The 16,815-nt window shown below is 69.7% G+C and carries 14 protein-coding genes; 11 read left to right on the top strand and 3 right to left on the bottom strand.

Annotated features, from left to right (window positions below):
• Positions 1-103 precede the first annotated feature (103 nt).
• From RXV79_RS17420 to lnt, 7 genes are all read left to right on the top strand, one after another.
• Complete coding sequence (locus RXV79_RS17420) at positions 104-598, top strand: MarR family winged helix-turn-helix transcriptional regulator (RefSeq protein ID WP_316699293.1); 495 nt, start codon at positions 104-106, stop codon at positions 596-598.
• 37 nt (positions 599-635) lie between these two features.
• On the top strand, positions 636-2,153 hold the full coding sequence (locus RXV79_RS17415) for an efflux transporter outer membrane subunit (RefSeq protein ID WP_316699291.1): 1,518 nt from the start codon (positions 636-638) through the stop codon (positions 2,151-2,153).
• Between the two features lie 34 nt (positions 2,154-2,187).
• On the top strand, positions 2,188-3,510 hold the full coding sequence (locus RXV79_RS17410) for an HlyD family efflux transporter periplasmic adaptor subunit (RefSeq protein WP_316699288.1): 1,323 nt from the start codon (positions 2,188-2,190) through the stop codon (positions 3,508-3,510).
• Between the two features lie 17 nt (positions 3,511-3,527).
• Positions 3,528-5,141, top strand: coding sequence for a DHA2 family efflux MFS transporter permease subunit (locus RXV79_RS17405; protein ID WP_316699286.1), 1,614 nt, complete (start codon positions 3,528-3,530; stop codon positions 5,139-5,141).
• Between the two features lie 157 nt (positions 5,142-5,298).
• The gene (locus tag RXV79_RS17400) at positions 5,299-6,384 is read left to right on the top strand and encodes an SGNH/GDSL hydrolase family protein (RefSeq protein WP_316699285.1); all 1,086 of its coding nucleotides are present in this window, start codon (positions 5,299-5,301) and stop codon (positions 6,382-6,384) included.
• 18 nt (positions 6,385-6,402) lie between these two features.
• On the top strand, positions 6,403-7,086 hold the full coding sequence (locus RXV79_RS17395; RefSeq protein ID WP_316699283.1) for a hypothetical protein: 684 nt from the start codon (positions 6,403-6,405) through the stop codon (positions 7,084-7,086).
• Positions 7,083-9,539 carry an apolipoprotein N-acyltransferase gene (gene lnt, locus RXV79_RS17390; RefSeq protein WP_316699282.1) on the top strand — a complete coding sequence of 819 codons (2,457 nt, stop codon included), beginning with the start codon at positions 7,083-7,085 and terminating at the stop codon, positions 9,537-9,539. Before RXV79_RS17395 ends, lnt begins: the two co-directional genes overlap by 4 nt.
• A 4-nt stretch (positions 9,540-9,543) precedes the next feature.
• Here the strand turns inward: lnt and RXV79_RS17385 are convergent, their stop codons facing one another.
• Together RXV79_RS17385 and RXV79_RS17380 are read right to left on the bottom strand one after the other, a co-directional pair.
• Positions 9,544-10,338, bottom strand: a complete 795-nt coding sequence (locus RXV79_RS17385) for a GGDEF domain-containing protein (RefSeq protein WP_316699281.1) — start codon at positions 10,336-10,338, stop codon at positions 9,544-9,546.
• A 123-nt stretch (positions 10,339-10,461) separates the two neighbouring features.
• On the bottom strand, positions 10,462-11,547 hold the full coding sequence (locus tag RXV79_RS17380; RefSeq protein WP_316699279.1) for a lipocalin-like domain-containing protein: 1,086 nt from the start codon (positions 11,545-11,547) through the stop codon (positions 10,462-10,464).
• Between the two features lie 56 nt (positions 11,548-11,603).
• Between RXV79_RS17380 and RXV79_RS17375 the strand changes: the two genes are divergently transcribed.
• From RXV79_RS17375 to RXV79_RS17360, 4 genes are all read left to right on the top strand, one after another.
• The gene (locus tag RXV79_RS17375; RefSeq protein ID WP_316699278.1) at positions 11,604-14,444 is read left to right on the top strand and encodes a DEAD/DEAH box helicase; all 2,841 of its coding nucleotides are present in this window, start codon (positions 11,604-11,606) and stop codon (positions 14,442-14,444) included.
• A gap of 111 nt (positions 14,445-14,555) precedes the next feature.
• Positions 14,556-14,843, top strand: a complete 288-nt coding sequence (locus tag RXV79_RS17370) for a hypothetical protein (RefSeq protein WP_316699276.1) — start codon at positions 14,556-14,558, stop codon at positions 14,841-14,843.
• A gap of 59 nt (positions 14,844-14,902) precedes the next feature.
• On the top strand, positions 14,903-15,166 hold the full coding sequence (locus RXV79_RS17365; protein WP_316699274.1) for an antitoxin: 264 nt from the start codon (positions 14,903-14,905) through the stop codon (positions 15,164-15,166).
• The gene (locus RXV79_RS17360; RefSeq protein ID WP_316699272.1) at positions 15,166-15,570 is read left to right on the top strand and encodes a PIN domain-containing protein; all 405 of its coding nucleotides are present in this window, start codon (positions 15,166-15,168) and stop codon (positions 15,568-15,570) included. Before RXV79_RS17365 ends, RXV79_RS17360 begins: the two co-directional genes overlap by 1 nt.
• Positions 15,571-15,593: 23 nt before the next feature.
• Here the strand turns inward: RXV79_RS17360 and RXV79_RS17355 are convergent, their stop codons facing one another.
• Positions 15,594-16,730, bottom strand: a complete 1,137-nt coding sequence (locus RXV79_RS17355; RefSeq protein ID WP_316699270.1) for an ABC transporter substrate-binding protein — start codon at positions 16,728-16,730, stop codon at positions 15,594-15,596.
• Positions 16,731-16,815: the final 85 nt, after the last annotated feature.

The raw sequence follows: 16,815 nt of genomic DNA, 5'->3' as shown, positions 1-16,815 counted from the left end.
ACGGTTCGCACGGACCGCGTGGCGATCCACTTCATTCGCCGCAAGAGTCCATTTCGGATTTAGTAGCCTTGACAGTATTTGCTTAGGCAATTAAATTTTGCCCATGCCACGCACGCCCACCCCCGCCGAGTTCTACCGGCCCAACGAATACACCGCGGATGAAAGCGTCGGCTACCTGTTGCGCCGCGTCCTCACCTCGCTCAAGGGCGAAACCGACCGGCACCTTGAGCCGCATGGCCTGACCAATGCGCAATGGGAGCCGCTCTTCAAGCTCAGGAAGTGCCAGAACGCGACCGCCACCGTGGCCGAACTCGCCCGCGAGATGCAGACGGACCCCGGCGCCACCACGCGCATGCTCGACCGGCTTGAAGCGAAGGGCCTGTGCAAGCGCGTGCGCTCGACCTCCGATCGGCGCGTGGTCAACGTCGAGCTCACGCCTGAAGGCGAGGCTGCGGCCGAGCGGGTGCCGCCCGCACTGGCCGCGGTGATGAATGCGCATCTCGCCGGCTTCTCCAAGGCCGAGTGGCAGGCGCTCGTCGGCTACCTGCGCCGCATGCTGGCGAATGCCGAAGCGATGCGCGACGGGGCGGACAAGTAGACGCGGCCATCCCTCACAAGAAATCCATATGACAGCCATGACACAGCCAGACACCCTCGCCGCATCGCCGCATGCGCAGCCGCCCACCACGCGCACCGTCGCCCCCGTGCTCACCGCACTCGCCGTGGCACTCGCCTCGGCCCTGGTGCTGACGCTCGCCGGGTGTGCCAGCACGCAAGGCATCGCGCCCACCGCGAAGAAGCTGGACCCGGCCACGCTTGGCCTGGCCGGCACGGCCCCCACGCCCGAGCCAGCACCACGCCTCGATGCGCAGTGGTGGCGCAGCTTCGGTGACGACACGCTCACCGGCCTCGTCGACCAGGCGCTAGCGGGCAGCCCCAACCTCAAGGTGGCGCAGGCGCGCCTTCAGCGTGCGCAAGCTGGCGCCGATGTCGTGCGCTCCGCCGACTGGCCGCAGCTCAACGCCGGCTTCGACGCGCAGCGCCAGCACTACACCGCCAACGGCCTCGTGCCGCCGCCGATCGCCGGCACCATGCGCGAGACCGGCACGCTGCAGGCCACGGCCTCGTGGGAAATCGATTTCTTCGGCCGCAACCGCGCCGCGCTCGATGCCGCCGTGGGCGCGCAGCGCGCCGCCGAGGCCGACGCGCAGGCTGCGCGCGTGCTGCTCGCGAGCAACGTGGCGCGCAGCTACCTGCAGCTCGCCCGCCTGGTGGAGCAGCGCGAAGTGGCCCAGGCTTCGCTGCAGCAGCGTGACAGCGTGCTCTCGTTGATTCGCCAGCGGGTCGATGCCGGCCTCGACACCAAGGTCGAGCTGCGCCAGGGCGAGGGCGCGCTGCCCGAAACACGCGCTCAGCTCGAAGCGCTCGACGAGCAGATCACGCTCACCCGCCACGCGCTGGCCGCACTCACGGTGCAGCCGCCGAACGCGCTCGATGCGCTGACGCCGCGCCTGGCCACGCTCAAGGCGCAGCCGCTGCCGGGCGCCGTGCCGGCCGACCTGCTGGGCCGCCGCGCCGACATCAGCGCCGCGCGCTGGCGTGTCGAAGCCGCCACCGGCGACGTGAAGGCGGCGCGCGCGCAGTTCTATCCCAACGTCAACCTCACCGCCTTCGTCGGCTTCTCGAGCATTGGCCTCGACCGCCTGCTCAAGAGCAGCAGCGAGCAATTCGGCGCCGGCCCGGCGATCCGCCTGCCGATCTTCGATGCCGGCCGCCTGCGCGCCAACCTGCGCGGCAAGTCGGCCGACCTCGATGCGGCGGTCGAGAGCTACAACGCCACGCTCGTCGATGCGGTGCGCGACGTGGCCGACCAGATCGCCTCGCTGCAGTCCATCACGCGCCAGCAGACGGAGCAGGCCGCCGCCCGTGAAGCCGCCGAGTCGGCCTACGACATCGCGGTGCAGCGCTACAAGGCCGGCCTCGGCACCTACCTCGTGGTGCTCAACGCCGAAAGCGGCGTGCTGGCCCAGCGCCGCGCTGCCGCCGACCTGCAGGCGCGGGCGCTCGACACACAGGTGGCGCTGATCCGCTCGCTCGGCGGCGGTTATGCCAACGACACCACGGCCGCGGCCCACACCGTGGCCGGTCATTGAAGACGACAACCCAAGAAGTCCCGGAGAAAACCTCATGAACGCCCCTCAACCCAACACCTCGCCGGCCGGCAACCCGAAGCGCAAGAAGGCCCTGACCGCCGTGGCGCTGGTCGTCGCACTCGCCGGCATCGGCTATGGCGCCTACTACGGCCTCGTGCTCAGCCACTTCGAGCACACCGACAACGCCTACGTGCAGGGCAACGTGGTGCAGCTCACGCCGCAGGTCGGCGGCACCGTGCTCGCCATCAATGCCGACGACACCGATTTCGTGAAGGCCGGCCAGGTGCTGGTCAAGCTCGACCCGGCTGATGCGCAGGTCGCGCTCGACCAGGCCGAAGCCCAGCTCGCGCAAACCGTGCGCGAAGTGCGCACGCTGTACGCCAACAACGCCACCTACAAGGCGCAGATCGCGCTGCGCGAGGCGGAGCTCGTGCGTGTGCAGAGCGACGTGGCGCGGGCCCAGGAAGACGTGAACCGCCGCACGCCGCTGCTCGCCACCGGCGCCGTGGGCAAGGAAGAGTACGAGCACGCGACCGCGCAGCTCAACGCCGCCAAGGCAGCCGTGGCCTCCGCGCAGTCGGCCGCGCTCGCGGCGCGCGAGCAGCTCGCCTCCAACCAGTCGCTCACCGACAACACCTCGGTCGAGCAGCACCCCAACGTGCAGCGCGCCTCGGCGCGGGTGCGCGAGGCCTTCCTCGCAGTCAAGCGCTCGGAGCTGGTGGCCCCGGTCGATGGCTACGTCGCCAAGCGCAGCGTGCAGCTCGGCCAGCGTGTGCAGGCCGGCACGCCGCTGATGTCGGTGATCGCGCTCAACCAGGTCTGGGTCGACGCCAACTTCAAGGAAAGCCAGCTCAAGTCGCTGCGCATCGGCCAGCCCGTCACGCTGACGGCCGACATGTACGGCAACAAGGTGCAGTACCACGGCAAGGTCGAGGGCCTGGGCGCGGGCACCGGCGCGGCCTTCGCGCTGCTGCCGGCGCAGAACGCGACCGGCAACTGGATCAAGGTGGTGCAGCGCCTGCCGGTGCGCGTGGCGCTCGACCCGAAGGAGCTCGCCGAGCACCCGCTGCGCGTGGGCCTGTCGATGGACGCCAAGGTCGACGTGGCCGACACCAGCGGCAAGGCGCTCGCCGACGCGCCGCGCGCCAACGGCGTGGGCCATGCCGCCGCCCTTGAAGCCAACAGCGCCGACGCCGATGCCGAGGTGCGCAAGATCATCGCCCTCAACGTGGGTCGTGCCGTGCAGCGCCAGGCGCCGCCGACCCTGGCGGCGCCGGCCACTGCCCAGCCCCAGGGCAACGTCGCTGCGTCCTCGGGCGCGTCGGGGCTGCGCGCCTCGGTCGTCGCCGGCAAGTGACGCGCGAGGCATCGGCCATGTCGTCTTCCTCCACCACGGCTGGAGTGCCGTCAGGCGCCGCTGCCCCGGCGCCCGCGGCGCCGCCGGCGCGCCCGCCGTCCTTCCCACCGCTTTCCGGCAGCCAGCTCGTGCTGGGCACGGTCGCGCTGTCGCTCGCGACCTTCATGAACGTGCTCGACAGCTCGATCGCCAACGTGTCGATCCCCGCGATCTCGGGCGACATGGGCGTGAGCCCGGCGCAAGGCACCTGGGTCATCACTTCCTTCGGCGTGGCCAATGCGATCTCGGTGCCGCTCACCGGCTGGCTCACGCAGCGTTTCGGGCAGGTGCGCCTCTTCGCGGCGAGCATCCTGCTCTTCGTGCTGGCCTCGTGGCTGTGTGGACTCGCACCGAGCATCGAGCTGCTGATCGCCTTCCGCGTGCTGCAAGGCCTGGTGGCCGGGCCGATGATCCCGCTCTCGCAGACGCTGCTGCTCGCGAGCTACCCGCCCGCCAAGGCCGGCATCGCGATGGCGATGTGGGCGATGACGGTGCTGGTGGCGCCGGTGGTCGGGCCGCTGCTCGGCGGCTGGATCACCGACACGATTTCGTGGCCGTGGATCTTCTACATCAACATCCCCGTGGGCCTGGTTGCCGCAGCCTTCACCTGGTCGATCTACCGCACCCGCGACCCCGGGCCGAAGCGCGTGCCGCTCGACACGGTGGGCCTCGTGCTGCTGGTGCTCTTCATCGGCGCGATGCAGATCATGGTCGACAAGGGCAAGGAGCTCGACTGGTTCGAGTCGAGCGAGATCGTGGTGCTGGCGGTCGTGTCGGTGGTGAGCTTCATGTTCTTCATCGCCTGGGAGTTGACCGAGAAGCACCCGATCGTCGACCTGCATCTCTTTGCCCGCCGCAACTTCTGGCTGGGCACGGTGTCGCTGTCGGTCGCCTATGGCGTCTTCTTCGGCAACGTGGTGTTGATGCCGCTGTGGCTGCAGCAGTACATGGGCTACACCGCCACCTGGGCCGGCATCGCGCTCGCACCGGTGGGGCTGCTGGCCATCGTGCTCTCGCCCTGGGTGGGCAAGAACGTGCGCATCATCGACCCACGCAAGCTCGCGACCGTGGCCTTCCTCGGCTTCGGGCTGGTGCTGTGGATGCGCTCGCACTTCAACACCCAGGCCGACTTCTGGACCATCCTGATCCCGACGGTGCTGCAAGGCGCGGCGATGGCGTTCTTCTTCATCCCGCTGCAGGCCATCACCTTCTCGGGGTTGCAGCCGCAGCAGATGCCCTCGGGCGCGGGCCTGAGCAACTTCGTGCGCATCACGGCCGGCGCGGTGGGCACCTCGCTCTTCACCACCGCGTGGGACAACCGCGCCACGCTGCACCATGCGCAGCTCGCGGAGAGCATCCACCGCGGCAACGGCGCGGCGATGCAGACGATCTCGCAGCTGCAGGCGGGCGGGCTGAGCTACGAGCAGGCGCTGGCGCAGGTCAATCGCATGATCGACCAGCAGGCCTTCACGATGGCCGCCACCGATCTCTTCTGGCTGTCGTCGATGCTCTTCGTGGCGCTCGTCAGCCTGGTGTGGCTCACGCGGCCGAAGATGGACGGGGCGGCTGACGCGGGAGGCGGCGCTCACTGAGAGGCACCGAGCGCGAGGGTCTTGCGGGTGCTGTGCAACAGGGGGAAGTGCACTCAGCAAGTCGGTACAAGTTTCCGGGGAATCTCCTAATGCTCCAAAAGTGGACGGCCGTCTACATTTGCGCCGGCTACTACAAACAACCTCAAGGAGATCCGCCATGACCTTCCGTTTCAGCGCTGCAGCGCGCGCGCTGCTGCCCGCCCTGGCCCTGCTGAGCTTTGGTGCCGAAGTGGCCGCCTCGGGCATCACCCAGAACGCTTCGTGGACCGTCAACCGCTCCGGCACCACGACCAAGTACCGCGTCGTCGCCTACGGTGACTCGATCTACGCGGGCTACAACACCTCGCTGACCAACGTGGCCAAGTACTCGGCCCCCACCGTGCAGGCCGAATACCTGTCGGCCGCCTGGGGCACCGACATCGAGAGCATCCGCCGCACCAAGTCGGGCGCGCTGGCGAAAGAGATCTACGACAGCAAGATCGTCTCCGAGCGCTCGTACATGCAGAACAGCAGCACGCGCGTGGTGGCCTTCGAGATGTGTGGCAACGACGGCCTCCAGAACCGCGCCGACTTCGACCGCCAGACCGGCACTTGCAGCTACACCAAGCTCGATTCCGGCACCGAAAGCTGCCGCACCTACGTCGCTCGCGCGATGGACTACATCAACGCCAACGCCTACTCGGGCGTGAAGCTCAAGATCATCGGCAACCTGCACTACCCGGGCCTGGACGCCTACAACAAGACCAGCTCCTGCCGTGATGCATCCACCGGCCGCGGGGTCAACATCTCTGAAATGATGCTGCGCTACGCCGCCAAGGTGAACTGGTTCATGGGTGACTTCGCCCGCCAGAAGGGTTTTGTGTACGTGGACAACTTCGCCCAGTACCACGCTGCCGACTACGACACCAACGGTGACGGCCTCATCGACTCCGAAGCCATCAAGTACGTGCCGGGCGAGAGCGAGCAGAGCTACGTGACCCGCATCACGCAGACCCTGCGCTCGACCATCAAGGACGCCAACCTCAAGCGCGTCAGCGCCAGCACCAGCATCGACTACATCCAGTCCGACGACATCCACCCGACCTACACGGGTGGCAACGTCTCGCTGAGCCTCGGCACCGGCACCGGCTCGGCCGCACCGCGCTACACCTCGTTCACCGGCGGCAAGAGCCCGATCTGGGACCGCTACGCCCACGAGCGCTCGGGTTGGTCGATGGCCACGAGCAACCCCTCGGCACCCTGAGCTCGATCGAGGTGTGACGTGAAAGAGCCGGGAAGTACGGGCCGCCCTGCGGCCGATCCGGCAAACGGAAGGCGGGCCGCGTCGTTCGGCCCGTCGTTCGCTTACCTGCTGGCCGTGGTGGTGGTGATCGGGGGCGTGGCCTATTGGCTGACCGCGCCTTCCGACGCTGACACCGCGGCCTCGCCGCGGCCTGTGCTTCCCGTGCAGGTCGCGACGAGCCCCGAAGCCAGAGACGAAGCCGAACCTGCGGCTTCTGGCCCGACGGCGGCGAGCGCCCCGGTGCTGCCCGCACGGGTGGCCGCCCACGTGCCCAACCCCGACGACGACCAGACGCCCGATCTCACCGCGTACCTCAACCCCGGCGAGAAGCCGACGATGGGCGAGGTGATCGAGCGCCTGCACCGTGCCGGCGTGACCACCGGCGTCGCGGCCTTCAACCCGCCCGGTACCAAGCCGCCGATGATCGGCCTGGCCGTGCCCGAAGACTTCGCGCTGCCCCCGGGCTACGTGCGCCACCACCAGACCACCGACGATGGGCAGGACATCGAGCCCATCCTCATGTACGCGCCCGACCACCCTCGCTTCGTGGGCGGCGCACGCACCCGCGACCGCATCGTGCCGCCCGAGCAGGCACCGCCCGGCCTGCCGCTGCGCAAGATCGTGATCCCGGCGCCGGCCGAGCCGGACAAGGCTGGAAGTTGAGCCGCGCCGTGGGGTTCTCGCGCGATGCCGTGCGTGGGTGGGCGGGCATCCTCGCCAGCGCGGTGCTCGTGTTCCTCTATGTCCGCGGCGGCGCCGGCTGGGTGCTCGGCTTCGTGGCGCTGGCGCCCTGGCTGCGCACGCTCGACGCCGCGCCCACGCTCGGCCGCACGCTGCTCAACGCATGGGCGATGTCGGTCGCGTTCACGCTCGCGGCCTTCCCGTGGTTCGGCGCGGCGATCGGGCACTACGCGCATGTCGGCACGCCCATGGGCCTCCTGGTGCTGCTGATCGCGGCGCCGGTCTTCCAGCCGCAGTTCATCGTCTTCGCGTGGGTGCGTCGCCTGTTGCGTGCGCGCGGCGCCGTGCTGTGTGCGCTCGCCGGTGCGGCCGCCTGGGTCGCCACCGAGTGGCTCGTGCCGAAGATGCTGGGCGACACCTATGGCTACGGCCTCTACCCCTCGCGTTTGCTGCGCCAGGCGGCCGACGTGGGCGGCACCGCGGGGCTCACCTTGTTGCTGCTGCTGGTCAACGAGGCCCTCGCCGCGGCGCTGGCACGCCGCGGCGAGGGGGCACGTGCGGTGGCCAGGCCGCTCGCGCTGGCGATGCTGGTGCCGGTCGTGCTGGCCGGCTACGGCTGGGTGGCACTCGCGGGCCTGCCCGCGCCGGCCGACAAGCCGCTGCGCGTGGGCCTCGTGCAATCGAACATCGCCGACTACGAGCGCCTGCGCCAGGAGAAGGGCGCCGATGCCGTCGTGCGCGAGGTGCTCGACACGCACTACGAGATGTCGCACGGCGCCGTGGCGCAGCACCGGGCGGATGCGGTGCTCTGGTCCGAGACGGTCTACCCCACGACCTTCGGCCACCCCAAGAGCATCGCCGGCGCCGAGCTCGACCAGGAGATCCAGGGCGTCGTCGACGAGCTGAAGGTGCCCCTCGTGTTCGGCACCTACGACCGCGACGAGGCCGGCGAGTACAACGCCGCGGCCTTCGTGAACCCCGGCACCGGCCTGCTCGGCTTCTACCGCAAGACGCGGCTCTTCCCGCTCACCGAATACGTGCCAGCCTGGCTCGACAGCGCCTGGCTGCGCCAGCTGTTGCCGTGGACGGGCGCCTGGCTCGCCGGCAACGGCGCGCGGGTGTTCCCGCTGCGCCTGGCCGACGGGCGCGAGATCCCGGTGCTGCCGCTGATCTGCCGTGACGACGTCGACCCGAGCCTCGCCGTCGACGGCGCCCGCCTCGGCGCCCGTGCCATCTTCACGATGTCGAACGACGCGTGGTTCACCACCTATCCGCAAGGTGCCGAGCTGCATCAGGCGGCGGCCGCCTTCCGCAGCATCGAGACGCGCCTGCCGCAGTTCCGCGTCACGACCACCGGCTTCAGCGCCGCGATCGACCCCACCGGCTCAATCGTCGCCAGCACGCAGATGGGCAAACGCACGCTCGTGATCGGCGACCTGCCGGTGATGGAGCCGCCACGCACGCTGATGGTGGCGTGGGGCGATTGGGTGGGCCAGGCGGCCGCGGTGTTCCTCGGTCTCCTGGCCATGGCGACGGGCGTGCAGCGCTGGCGGCGGCCAAGCCTCGCGGGCTCGCCGGCTGCGGCAGCGTTGCCGGCCAATGTGGCAGTGCTGCCCCCGGCCGTGCGCCTGGCCGCGGGCGTGCTGCGCACTTTCGCCCGCGTGAGCCTGCTTGCGATGGCGCTCGTCTTCCTCTTCGGCGACGGGCCGTTCCGCTCCAACAACTTCGCGCAGATCCGGGTGTTCACCGCGTTCTTCGTGGCGCCGGAACTGGTTGCGTGGTGCCTGTTGCAGGCCTTTGCCGCACGGCTGTCGCTCGAAGGCGGATTGCTCGTGCTGGCCCGCGGGCGCTCGCGGCTGGAGCTGCCGCTGGCCGAGGTTGCGGCGGTGGAGCCGTGGCGTTGGCCGATCCCGGGCAACGGCGCCTGCCTGCGCCTCGGCACGGGCGCACGCTGGTCGTATGGTCTGCTGCATGCCGACCCGGCCGGCCTCGCGCGGGCCATCGAAGCGGCCGGCGGCGCGCCGGTGCAGGAGCGCCTGAGCCTGCGCGCCCACACCTACGCGCAGGTGCGGCGGGCCATCCAGCGCGGCTGGCTCGAGCACCCGCTGCTGAAGTTCGGGCTCTTCCCCTTGCTGCTGGCGATCCCGGCGTTCCGGGTGCACCAGCTCATCGTGTTCGGCAGCGGCTTTGGCGAGTACCACGTGTACGGCCTCGCGGCCTACCTCAAGGCGTTCGCCATCTGGTGGGCGGCGTGGACGATCGCCGTCGTGATCTGCGCGGCGGTGCTGCGCGCGGTGACGGAAGCCGGCACCCTGGCCAGCCTTTGGCTCAAGCCTGCGGGCGCGCTCGACGCGCGCTGGTGGCTCGACCGGCTGGGCCTGGCGGCGCTTTACCTCGGCTTGCCAGCCTGGCTGGCGATGAAGACGCTGGCCTGAGGGCTCAGGTCGTTTCCAGCGCCTGCACCGGGTGGGCTTCGGCCACGCGCGGGCGCACGCTCGCGAGCATCTCGGCCGCGTGCTCCAGCACCGCTTCCAGCGAGTCACCGTGCATCGGCCAGATCGCGAGCCCGACGCTGCAACCGATGTGCAGGTTGCTCAGGGTGCGGTAGTTCAGCGGGCGTTGCAGCTCGGCCTTGATGCGCGTGGACATGCTGCGCGTGAAGGCCAGGCATTCGGTGTGCGGGGCGGCCAGCAGCAGCACGAACTCGTGCTCCTCGACGCGCAGCACGCGGTCTTCCTCGCGCACGAGCTGACGCAGGCGGCGCGCCACCTGGCGCAGGATCTGTTCACCCGCATCGGCACCATAGCGCTCGGTGATCGGGCCCACCCGGTCGAGGCCCACGTGCAGCACGCACAGGCGCAGGCCGCGTTGTTCGAGGTCGTCCGACCAGGCGGTGTCGGCATCGCCCAGCGCCCTCAGGGCCGAGAGGTCGGTGAGCGCGTCTTGGTGGGCGGTCAACAGCGGCACCGAGTGCTTCGCCGGCTGGCCGAAAGCATCGGTGCGGCGGCGTGTCGGTTGGACTGGCACGGGCCGCGGGCGGCTCGGCGGGCGCGTCGTGCACACCTCGTCGGTCTGCGCGGCGGAGCGGCGGGTCACGAGGCCGAGGGCGAAACAGGAGAACCAGGCCCAGGCGGCGAACGGCGCCTGCGCTGCGGTGACCGCCCAGGCGAGCAGCGTCGGCCGCGCCGGGAGGCGGTGGGGCGAAGCGTCGGTGGTCGGGTCGGTCGGGTGCATGGCGGCCGCAATATGGACGGGCGGGCGTTTTCATTGTGCGGCGGGGTGCGAATTGCCGTCTGCCGAATAAGGCACGTTTGTGCCTCTTTTTTCAGCAGACCGAAACGAGCCCGCAACGGGCGCTCAAAGCATCAGCCGGCCTGCGTAACCCGTCATCTCCAGGTAGCCGCGGCCGACCTTGGCATCGCCCGCACCCTGCAAGTCGCACAGGCCTTCCCAGTACCAGGCGCCGGTGCTGCCACGGCTGTCGAGTTCCTGGGCGTCGAAGCGGGCCACCACGCGGTAGCGGCCGGCGGGCGTGTCGACGGTCCATTCCACCGGATAGCGGGCCTGCGAGGCCGGGCTCTGCCAGGTGCGGCCGGGGGTGAAGCGCAGATCGCCGGGGCCGAAGGTCTGCTGTTGGCCGGCGGCATTGCGCAGGCTGCCGCCCGCGTAAAGCGTGGAGCCGTCGGCACGGCGCAGGCGGAAGGCGGTGAGCGCGCTGCCGTCGTCGAGGTTCATGCCGATCCAGTCCCAGCCCACGGCCTCGGGGTGGAGCAGGGTGTCGCTCCACTCGTGGTCGAGCCAGGCGCGGCCCTGGGCGGCGAGCGCCTGGCCGTCGAGCCGGATCTGACCCTGCACCTGCAACTGCGGCTGGCTGTAGTAGTGGCTTGCCGGGCCGGGCTGCGGCGCCTTGGCCGAGAAGCCGGCGTTGCCTTGCAGCAGCACCGGCTGCGTGGTGCTGCATTGCAGGTCGAGCGCGAAGCCGGCGCTGTCGCTCGCGACCTGGGCGCGGTAGAGGCTGCGCTGCGGCTCGCCGCTGCGCACGAGCGACCAGCCGCGCAGGCTGACGGCGGTGTCGCCGGTGCCCGCCTCGGCGATGCCGAAACCCGCGCGGGCGATGCGCTGGTCGTGGCGCTGGCGGCGCTCGGCCAGGTCGCTCAGGGCCGAGTGGGCGAAGACGATCTGCGTAGGCGCGAAGCGGCTGGCGGAGGGCTCGACCGGCGTGCGGCTGCGGAAGAAGGTGACCTGGAAGCCGAATTCGCGCGGCCCGGCCTGGATCACCCCGGTCAGGTACCACCACTCGGTGCGTGTCTCGGGGTGGGCGCCGAAGTCGGCCGGGAAGGCCAGCGCGCGCGGCGCCACTGCGGCGTGCGAGGGCCGCGCCACCCCCAGGGCCGACAGTGCGGGCCCGGCACCCATAACCCCGAGCAAATCGCGGCGTTTCATGCGTTCAAGCTTCTCATGGCAGATGACAATGCAGGGTTCCGCAGACAACGTTGCCGATGAGTTCATTCTCGCTACCCGAAGACTTCGACCTGGGCGAACACTTCGACCACCGCACCCTGATCCGCGCCATGGAGCTCAAGCCCCAGCAGGCGGTGACGGCGCTCCAGGTGGATGGCCCTCGGCTCGTGAGCCGGGTGCAGGGCACTGGCCCCACCGCCTACCAGCAGCACATCCAGTGGGTGGAAGACCGCCGCCTCGGCCCCAAGCTCGAAGGCCGCTGCTCCTGCCCGGCCGGCCACAACTGCCAGCACGTGGCCGCCGCGCTGATGGCCTTCGAGGCCCAGCAGATCCGCATCAAGAAGGGCCTGCCCGAAAAGCCCGGCATCGCCACGCCCGTCGCGCGGCCCGCTCCACCGCCGCCGCCCGAGATGCTGGAGTTGGGCGCGCTCGCGCTCGTGCCGGTGCTCAGGCTCACCACCTGCGTGGACGTGGCTTCCGAGGCCTTGCTGCACCACCGATACGGCTCGGCGCAGGCCCGCGCCTCCACGCTGCGCCAGGGCGCGGCTCAATTGCTCTACCGCTACCAGCCGCCCGTCGGCAAGGCACTCGACTACCACGCGCCGGCTGGCACTGCGACCACCACGCTCGCCGAAGTGATCGACCCGCAGCGCCCGGGCCGCATCGTGATGGGGCACTTCCAGCGCCAGTCGTTGGCCGAGGCCGCAGCCTTGCGCTCGCTCGTGGGCGAGCTCGACCTGCGGCCTTGGAGCCTCTCGGCCGGCCTCGCCGTCGAGCGCGCCACGCGGCAGTCGATGCTCCGCCAGCCGGCCCACACGCAGGCGCAGGGTGGGCCTGAGGTGCACTCGCCGATGCTGCTCGTGCCGCAGCGTCGCGACCGCTGGCCCGAACTGCTGGCGCACCACATCCCCGAGCTCGAACGGCGCGGGTGGGTGGTCGAGGTGGCCGACGATTTCCCGTACGAGCTGCACCAGGCCGACGACTGGTCGGTCGACATCGGCGAAGAGCCGGGCGGCCACTGGTTCAACGTGGGCCTGCGCGTCACGGTCGATGGCGAGCCGGTCAACCTGGTGCCGCTGCTGGTGAGCCTGGTGCAAAACGGCTGGCTCGACACCGAGGCCCTGGTGGGCCGCGGCGAAGGCAGCGAGGTGCTGGTGCCCTGGTCGGTGGAAGCGGCGCCGACCCCCGGCACCGCGCCGCGCCAGCGCCTGCTGCGCCTGCCGGTGGCGCGTGTGCTGCCGCTGATGGAGTGGCTGCGCAGCGTCTTCCGCATGGGCGAGCGAACGAGCGCGTTGCGCCTGTCGCGCTTCGACCTGGGCACGCTCGAGTCGTTGGAGCAGGCCGGCAGGGTGACCGCGCCACCCAGCTACACCGAGTTGATGGAGCAGGTGAAGCTGCTCAACGCCGACGGCGGCCTGCCCGCCATCGACGCCTCGCCCAACGTGCAGGCGACGCTGCGCCACTACCAGCTCGACGGCCTCGCGTGGATGGACTTCCTGCGCCGCTCGCGCCTGGGCGGCATCCTGGCCGACGACATGGGCCTGGGCAAGACGCTGCAGGCGCTCGCGCTCCTGCAGGCCGAACTCGACGCCGGCCGCCTCGACCGCCCGAGCCTCGTGATCGTGCCCACGAGCCTCATCGGCAACTGGGAGACCGAGGCGCGCCGTTTCACGCCCCAGCTCAAGCTCGTGGTGCTGCACGGTGCGCAGCGCGCGCGCCACTTCAAGGAGATCGCCGGCGCCCACCTCGTCGTCACGAGTTACCCGCTGGCCATGCGCGACATGGCCACCCACGGGGTGCAGGAGTGGCACTACGTGATGCTCGACGAAGCCCAGCGCATCAAGAATTCGCGCAGCCAGGCAGCGCTCTCGGTGAAGGAGCTGAACGCCCGCCACCGCTTGTGCCTCTCAGGCACGCCGCTCGAAAACCACCTCGGCGAGCTGTGGAGCCTGATCGATTTCGTGTGCCCCGGCCTGCTCGGCAGCGAGGCGCAGTTCCGCGAGCACTACCGCACGCCCATCGAGCGCCGCCAGGACACGCTGCGGGCGCAGCAGCTGGCGCGTCGCGTGAAGCCTTTCCTCTTGCGGCGCACCAAGCAGCAGGTGGCGCGCGAGCTGCCCGAGAAGACCGAGACGCTCCTGCGCGTCGAGCTCACCGGCACCCAGCGCGACCTCTACGAGACCGTGCGGGCCACCATGGACAGCAAGCTGCGCGAGGTGATCGCGCAGCAGGGTCTGGCGCGCAGCCAGATCATGGTGCTCGATGCGCTGCTGCGGCTGCGCCAGGTGTGCTGCGACCCCCGCCTGCTCAAGACCGGCGACAACGCCGACAGGGGCGACGCGCCCGCACGTCCGCACCATCCGTCGGCCAAGATGGAGCTGCTGCTCGACCTCCTGCCCACGCTCGTGGAAGACGGCCGGCGTGTGCTGCTCTTCTCGCAGTTCACCGAGATGCTGGGCCTCATCGAGCTGGAGCTGCAGCGCCTGAAGCTGCCCTACCTGCTGCTCACCGGCGAGACGAAAGACCGCGGGGCGCTGGTCGAGAAATTCCAGCAGGGCAACACGCCGCTCTTCCTCATCAGCCTGAAGGCGGGCGGCGTGGGCCTCAACCTCACCGCGGCCGACACCGTCATCCTCTACGACCCCTGGTGGAACCCGGCCGTCGAGCAGCAGGCCATCGACCGCGCCTACCGCATTGGGCAAGACAAGCCCGTCTTCGTCTACAAGCTGCTCGCCAGCGGCACGGTGGAAGACAAGATGCTCGATCTGCAGGCGCGCAAGGCGGGCCTCGCCGACTCGCTGCTCTCCGGCGTGGCCAGCGACGCGGCGCTCACCACGCAAGACTTCGACGAGCTCTTCAAACCCCTGGGCGGAGAGTAGGAATAGATCCGCAGCGGGCCGACGGTTCGACGCGGATTTTTCCTACACGCGGCACTGGAACACGCTTCCATCATGGTGTCTCTGCTACAGAGACTTCATGCAGGGGGCAACATGTCAGACCTTCCCCGTTTCCAGCGCCAGGTGCAGGCCGTGGGCCAGATGCTCTCGTCGGCCGGCTACGACGCCAACGACTTCGAGATCCAGGCCGACCGCTCGTCGCCACTGGCGCAGCTGTTCCGTCTGGCCGGTGGGGTGCTGGTGGTCAAGCGCCGCTCGACCGGCGAATCGCGCTTCTACGCCACCGACAGCGAATCGGCCTGGGCGGACACGCTGATGAGCGACCTCGAACACGGCGCGCTAGCCGCGCCCACCGATACCCGACCGGGCCTGCTGTCATAGCGCCTGCGGGCCCGAAGGCGTGTCTATACTGAAATAGAGACGCCTTCGAGGGCCCGCCCATGACCTACAAGACCGCCAAGCTCTTCACCAACGGAGGCAGCCAGGCCGTGCGCCTGCCGGCCGAATTCCGCTTCGAGGGTGACGAGGTCTACATCCGCCGCGACCCGCGCACCGGCAACGTCATCCTGTCGGCGCGGCCCGAGCTGTCGTGGGTGGAGTTCATGGCCCTGCGCCACCAGCTGGGCGAGCTGCCCGACGACGCCTTCCCCGAGCGTGCGCAGGGCACCCAGCCGCGCGACCCCTTCGACACCTGGGTCGAGTGATGCTCTACCTGCTCGACACCAACACCGCCACCGCCGCGATGCGCGGCACCGCCGGCCTCGACAGCCGCCTCTCGCGCCTGCAGCCCGACGAGTGGTGCATCTCGGCCATCACCAACGCCGAAATGCGCTACGGCGTGGCACTCAAGCCCAAGGCGATCCAGCTCGAGCGTTATGTGGATGCCTTTCTCTCCGTGGCGCGCACCGAGCCCTGGGACGACGCCTGCGCCGAGTTCCACGGCCTCCTGCGCGCGAAGCTGCGCGCCAAGGGCCACACGCTGGGCGACTTCGACGAGATGATCGCCGCCCACGCGCTCTCGCTCGGCGCGGTGCTGGTGACCGACAGCGTGCGGCATTTCAAGCGGGTCGAGGGCTTGCGGGTGGAGAACTGGATCCGCAGCTCATGAGGAACGCCGCAAGCGGCGCGTGCTCAGTGCAGAAGACGGCCGGTTTCGCCGACGACGGAGATGTCGACGAACCGAAGGCCTGAGCGGTTGTGAGGGCCGTAGGTGAGCCGAAGCGAGCCGAGGTCGAAGTCGCGCAGCGACTCCAGTGCGACGACGAATCGCTCCCGCGTCGGGTTGGGCCCCGCTCGCCGGAGCCCTTCGACCGTGACCTTCGCCGTCACATAACCCTCCAGGCTGATGGGGGTGGTCTTGGTGCCGGGTGCATGCTTGTTCAGGAGCGCCTGGAACTCGCGCACGAGCGCACTCCCCACCGAATCGGTTCGCGGCATCACCTGGGTGACGCTGATGCCGCGCGCGTCCGGCCCCAACTGCGCGATGGACGGCCCGGCCGGAAAGAAGCTCAACGCATAGAAGCTCGGCGCTGTGCCGGTGGACTTCATCTGGCCCACGAAGGCCACCAGCGACTTACCGAACGACCCGCAGATCACCACCTGTGGCGCTGCACGGGAGATTTGCTGAACGGCCTCGGTGACTTCCGCGCTTCCGCGCGAGACGCGTCCCTGGGCCACGAGCTTGAGGCTCCGGGCGGCGAGCGCTCCTTCGGCGGCCTTGAGCACGTCTTGCCCAAAGGCATCGTCGTCATAGAACACGGCCACACGGCGCAGGCCGAGGGTCAGCACGTGCTCGACCATCTTCTCGACTTCCTGCGCGTAGCTCGCACGAATGTGGAACACGTTGCGTCCACCGTTGCGGCGCAACTCCTCCGCGCCGGAGAACGGTGCGATGAGCGGCACGTTGGCCGCTTTCAGCAGCGGCAGGGTGGCCGCCGCGTTGGACGTGCCGATGGTCGACACGACCGCGAAGATGTCGTCGTGCCGGATGCGCTCCATGACGATCTGCCGGGTCTTCTCGACCACGTAGCCGTCGTCTTCGGAGCGCAGGATCACCTTGCGTCCGTGCACGCCGCCTTGCGCGTTCACATGGGCCAGATAGGCCTGCCATCCCACGTTCAGTTCCTTGACGAGGGGTGCGCGTGTGCCTGAGAGGTCTGCCGTCTGCAGAAGGGTGATGGACTCGCTCGTGACGCCCTGTGCCGCCTGCGCAAGCGAAGCGACGACGAGACAGATGAACACGGCCAGCGATCGACAGATGCGTTTCATGTGCGAAGCTCCTGAAGCCAACGTGAGGTCGGCAGTAGAAGCGACGCAAGAAGCGTGTTGTTGGCACAGATTCGGCGGACAGTGC

Origin of the sequence: Piscinibacter gummiphilus (assembly GCF_032681285.1) — a bacterium.
Taxonomy (GTDB): domain Bacteria; phylum Pseudomonadota; class Gammaproteobacteria; order Burkholderiales; family Burkholderiaceae_C; genus Rhizobacter; species Rhizobacter gummiphilus_A.
This window is presented reverse-complemented; position numbering and strand designations above follow the sequence as displayed.

What these genes read in the sequence shown, in the direction of transcription:
- RXV79_RS17420 (WP_316699293.1), top strand. Translation starts at nt 104, where the DNA reads ATGCCACGCACGCCCACCCCCGCCGAGTTCTACCGGCCCAACGAATAC.
- RXV79_RS17415 (WP_316699291.1), top strand. Translation starts at nt 636, where the DNA reads ATGACACAGCCAGACACCCTCGCCGCATCGCCGCATGCGCAGCCGCCC.
- RXV79_RS17410 (WP_316699288.1), top strand. Translation starts at nt 2,188, where the DNA reads ATGAACGCCCCTCAACCCAACACCTCGCCGGCCGGCAACCCGAAGCGC.
- RXV79_RS17405 (WP_316699286.1), top strand. Translation starts at nt 3,528, where the DNA reads ATGTCGTCTTCCTCCACCACGGCTGGAGTGCCGTCAGGCGCCGCTGCC.
- RXV79_RS17400 (WP_316699285.1), top strand. Translation starts at nt 5,299, where the DNA reads ATGACCTTCCGTTTCAGCGCTGCAGCGCGCGCGCTGCTGCCCGCCCTG.
- RXV79_RS17385 (WP_316699281.1), bottom strand. Translation starts at nt 10,338, where the DNA reads ATGCACCCGACCGACCCGACCACCGACGCTTCGCCCCACCGCCTCCCG.
- RXV79_RS17380 (WP_316699279.1), bottom strand. Translation starts at nt 11,547, where the DNA reads ATGAAACGCCGCGATTTGCTCGGGGTTATGGGTGCCGGGCCCGCACTG.
- RXV79_RS17375 (WP_316699278.1), top strand. Translation starts at nt 11,604, where the DNA reads ATGAGTTCATTCTCGCTACCCGAAGACTTCGACCTGGGCGAACACTTC.
- RXV79_RS17370 (WP_316699276.1), top strand. Translation starts at nt 14,556, where the DNA reads ATGTCAGACCTTCCCCGTTTCCAGCGCCAGGTGCAGGCCGTGGGCCAG.
- RXV79_RS17365 (WP_316699274.1), top strand. Translation starts at nt 14,903, where the DNA reads ATGACCTACAAGACCGCCAAGCTCTTCACCAACGGAGGCAGCCAGGCC.
- RXV79_RS17360 (WP_316699272.1), top strand. Translation starts at nt 15,166, where the DNA reads ATGCTCTACCTGCTCGACACCAACACCGCCACCGCCGCGATGCGCGGC.
- RXV79_RS17355 (WP_316699270.1), bottom strand. Translation starts at nt 16,730, where the DNA reads ATGAAACGCATCTGTCGATCGCTGGCCGTGTTCATCTGTCTCGTCGTC.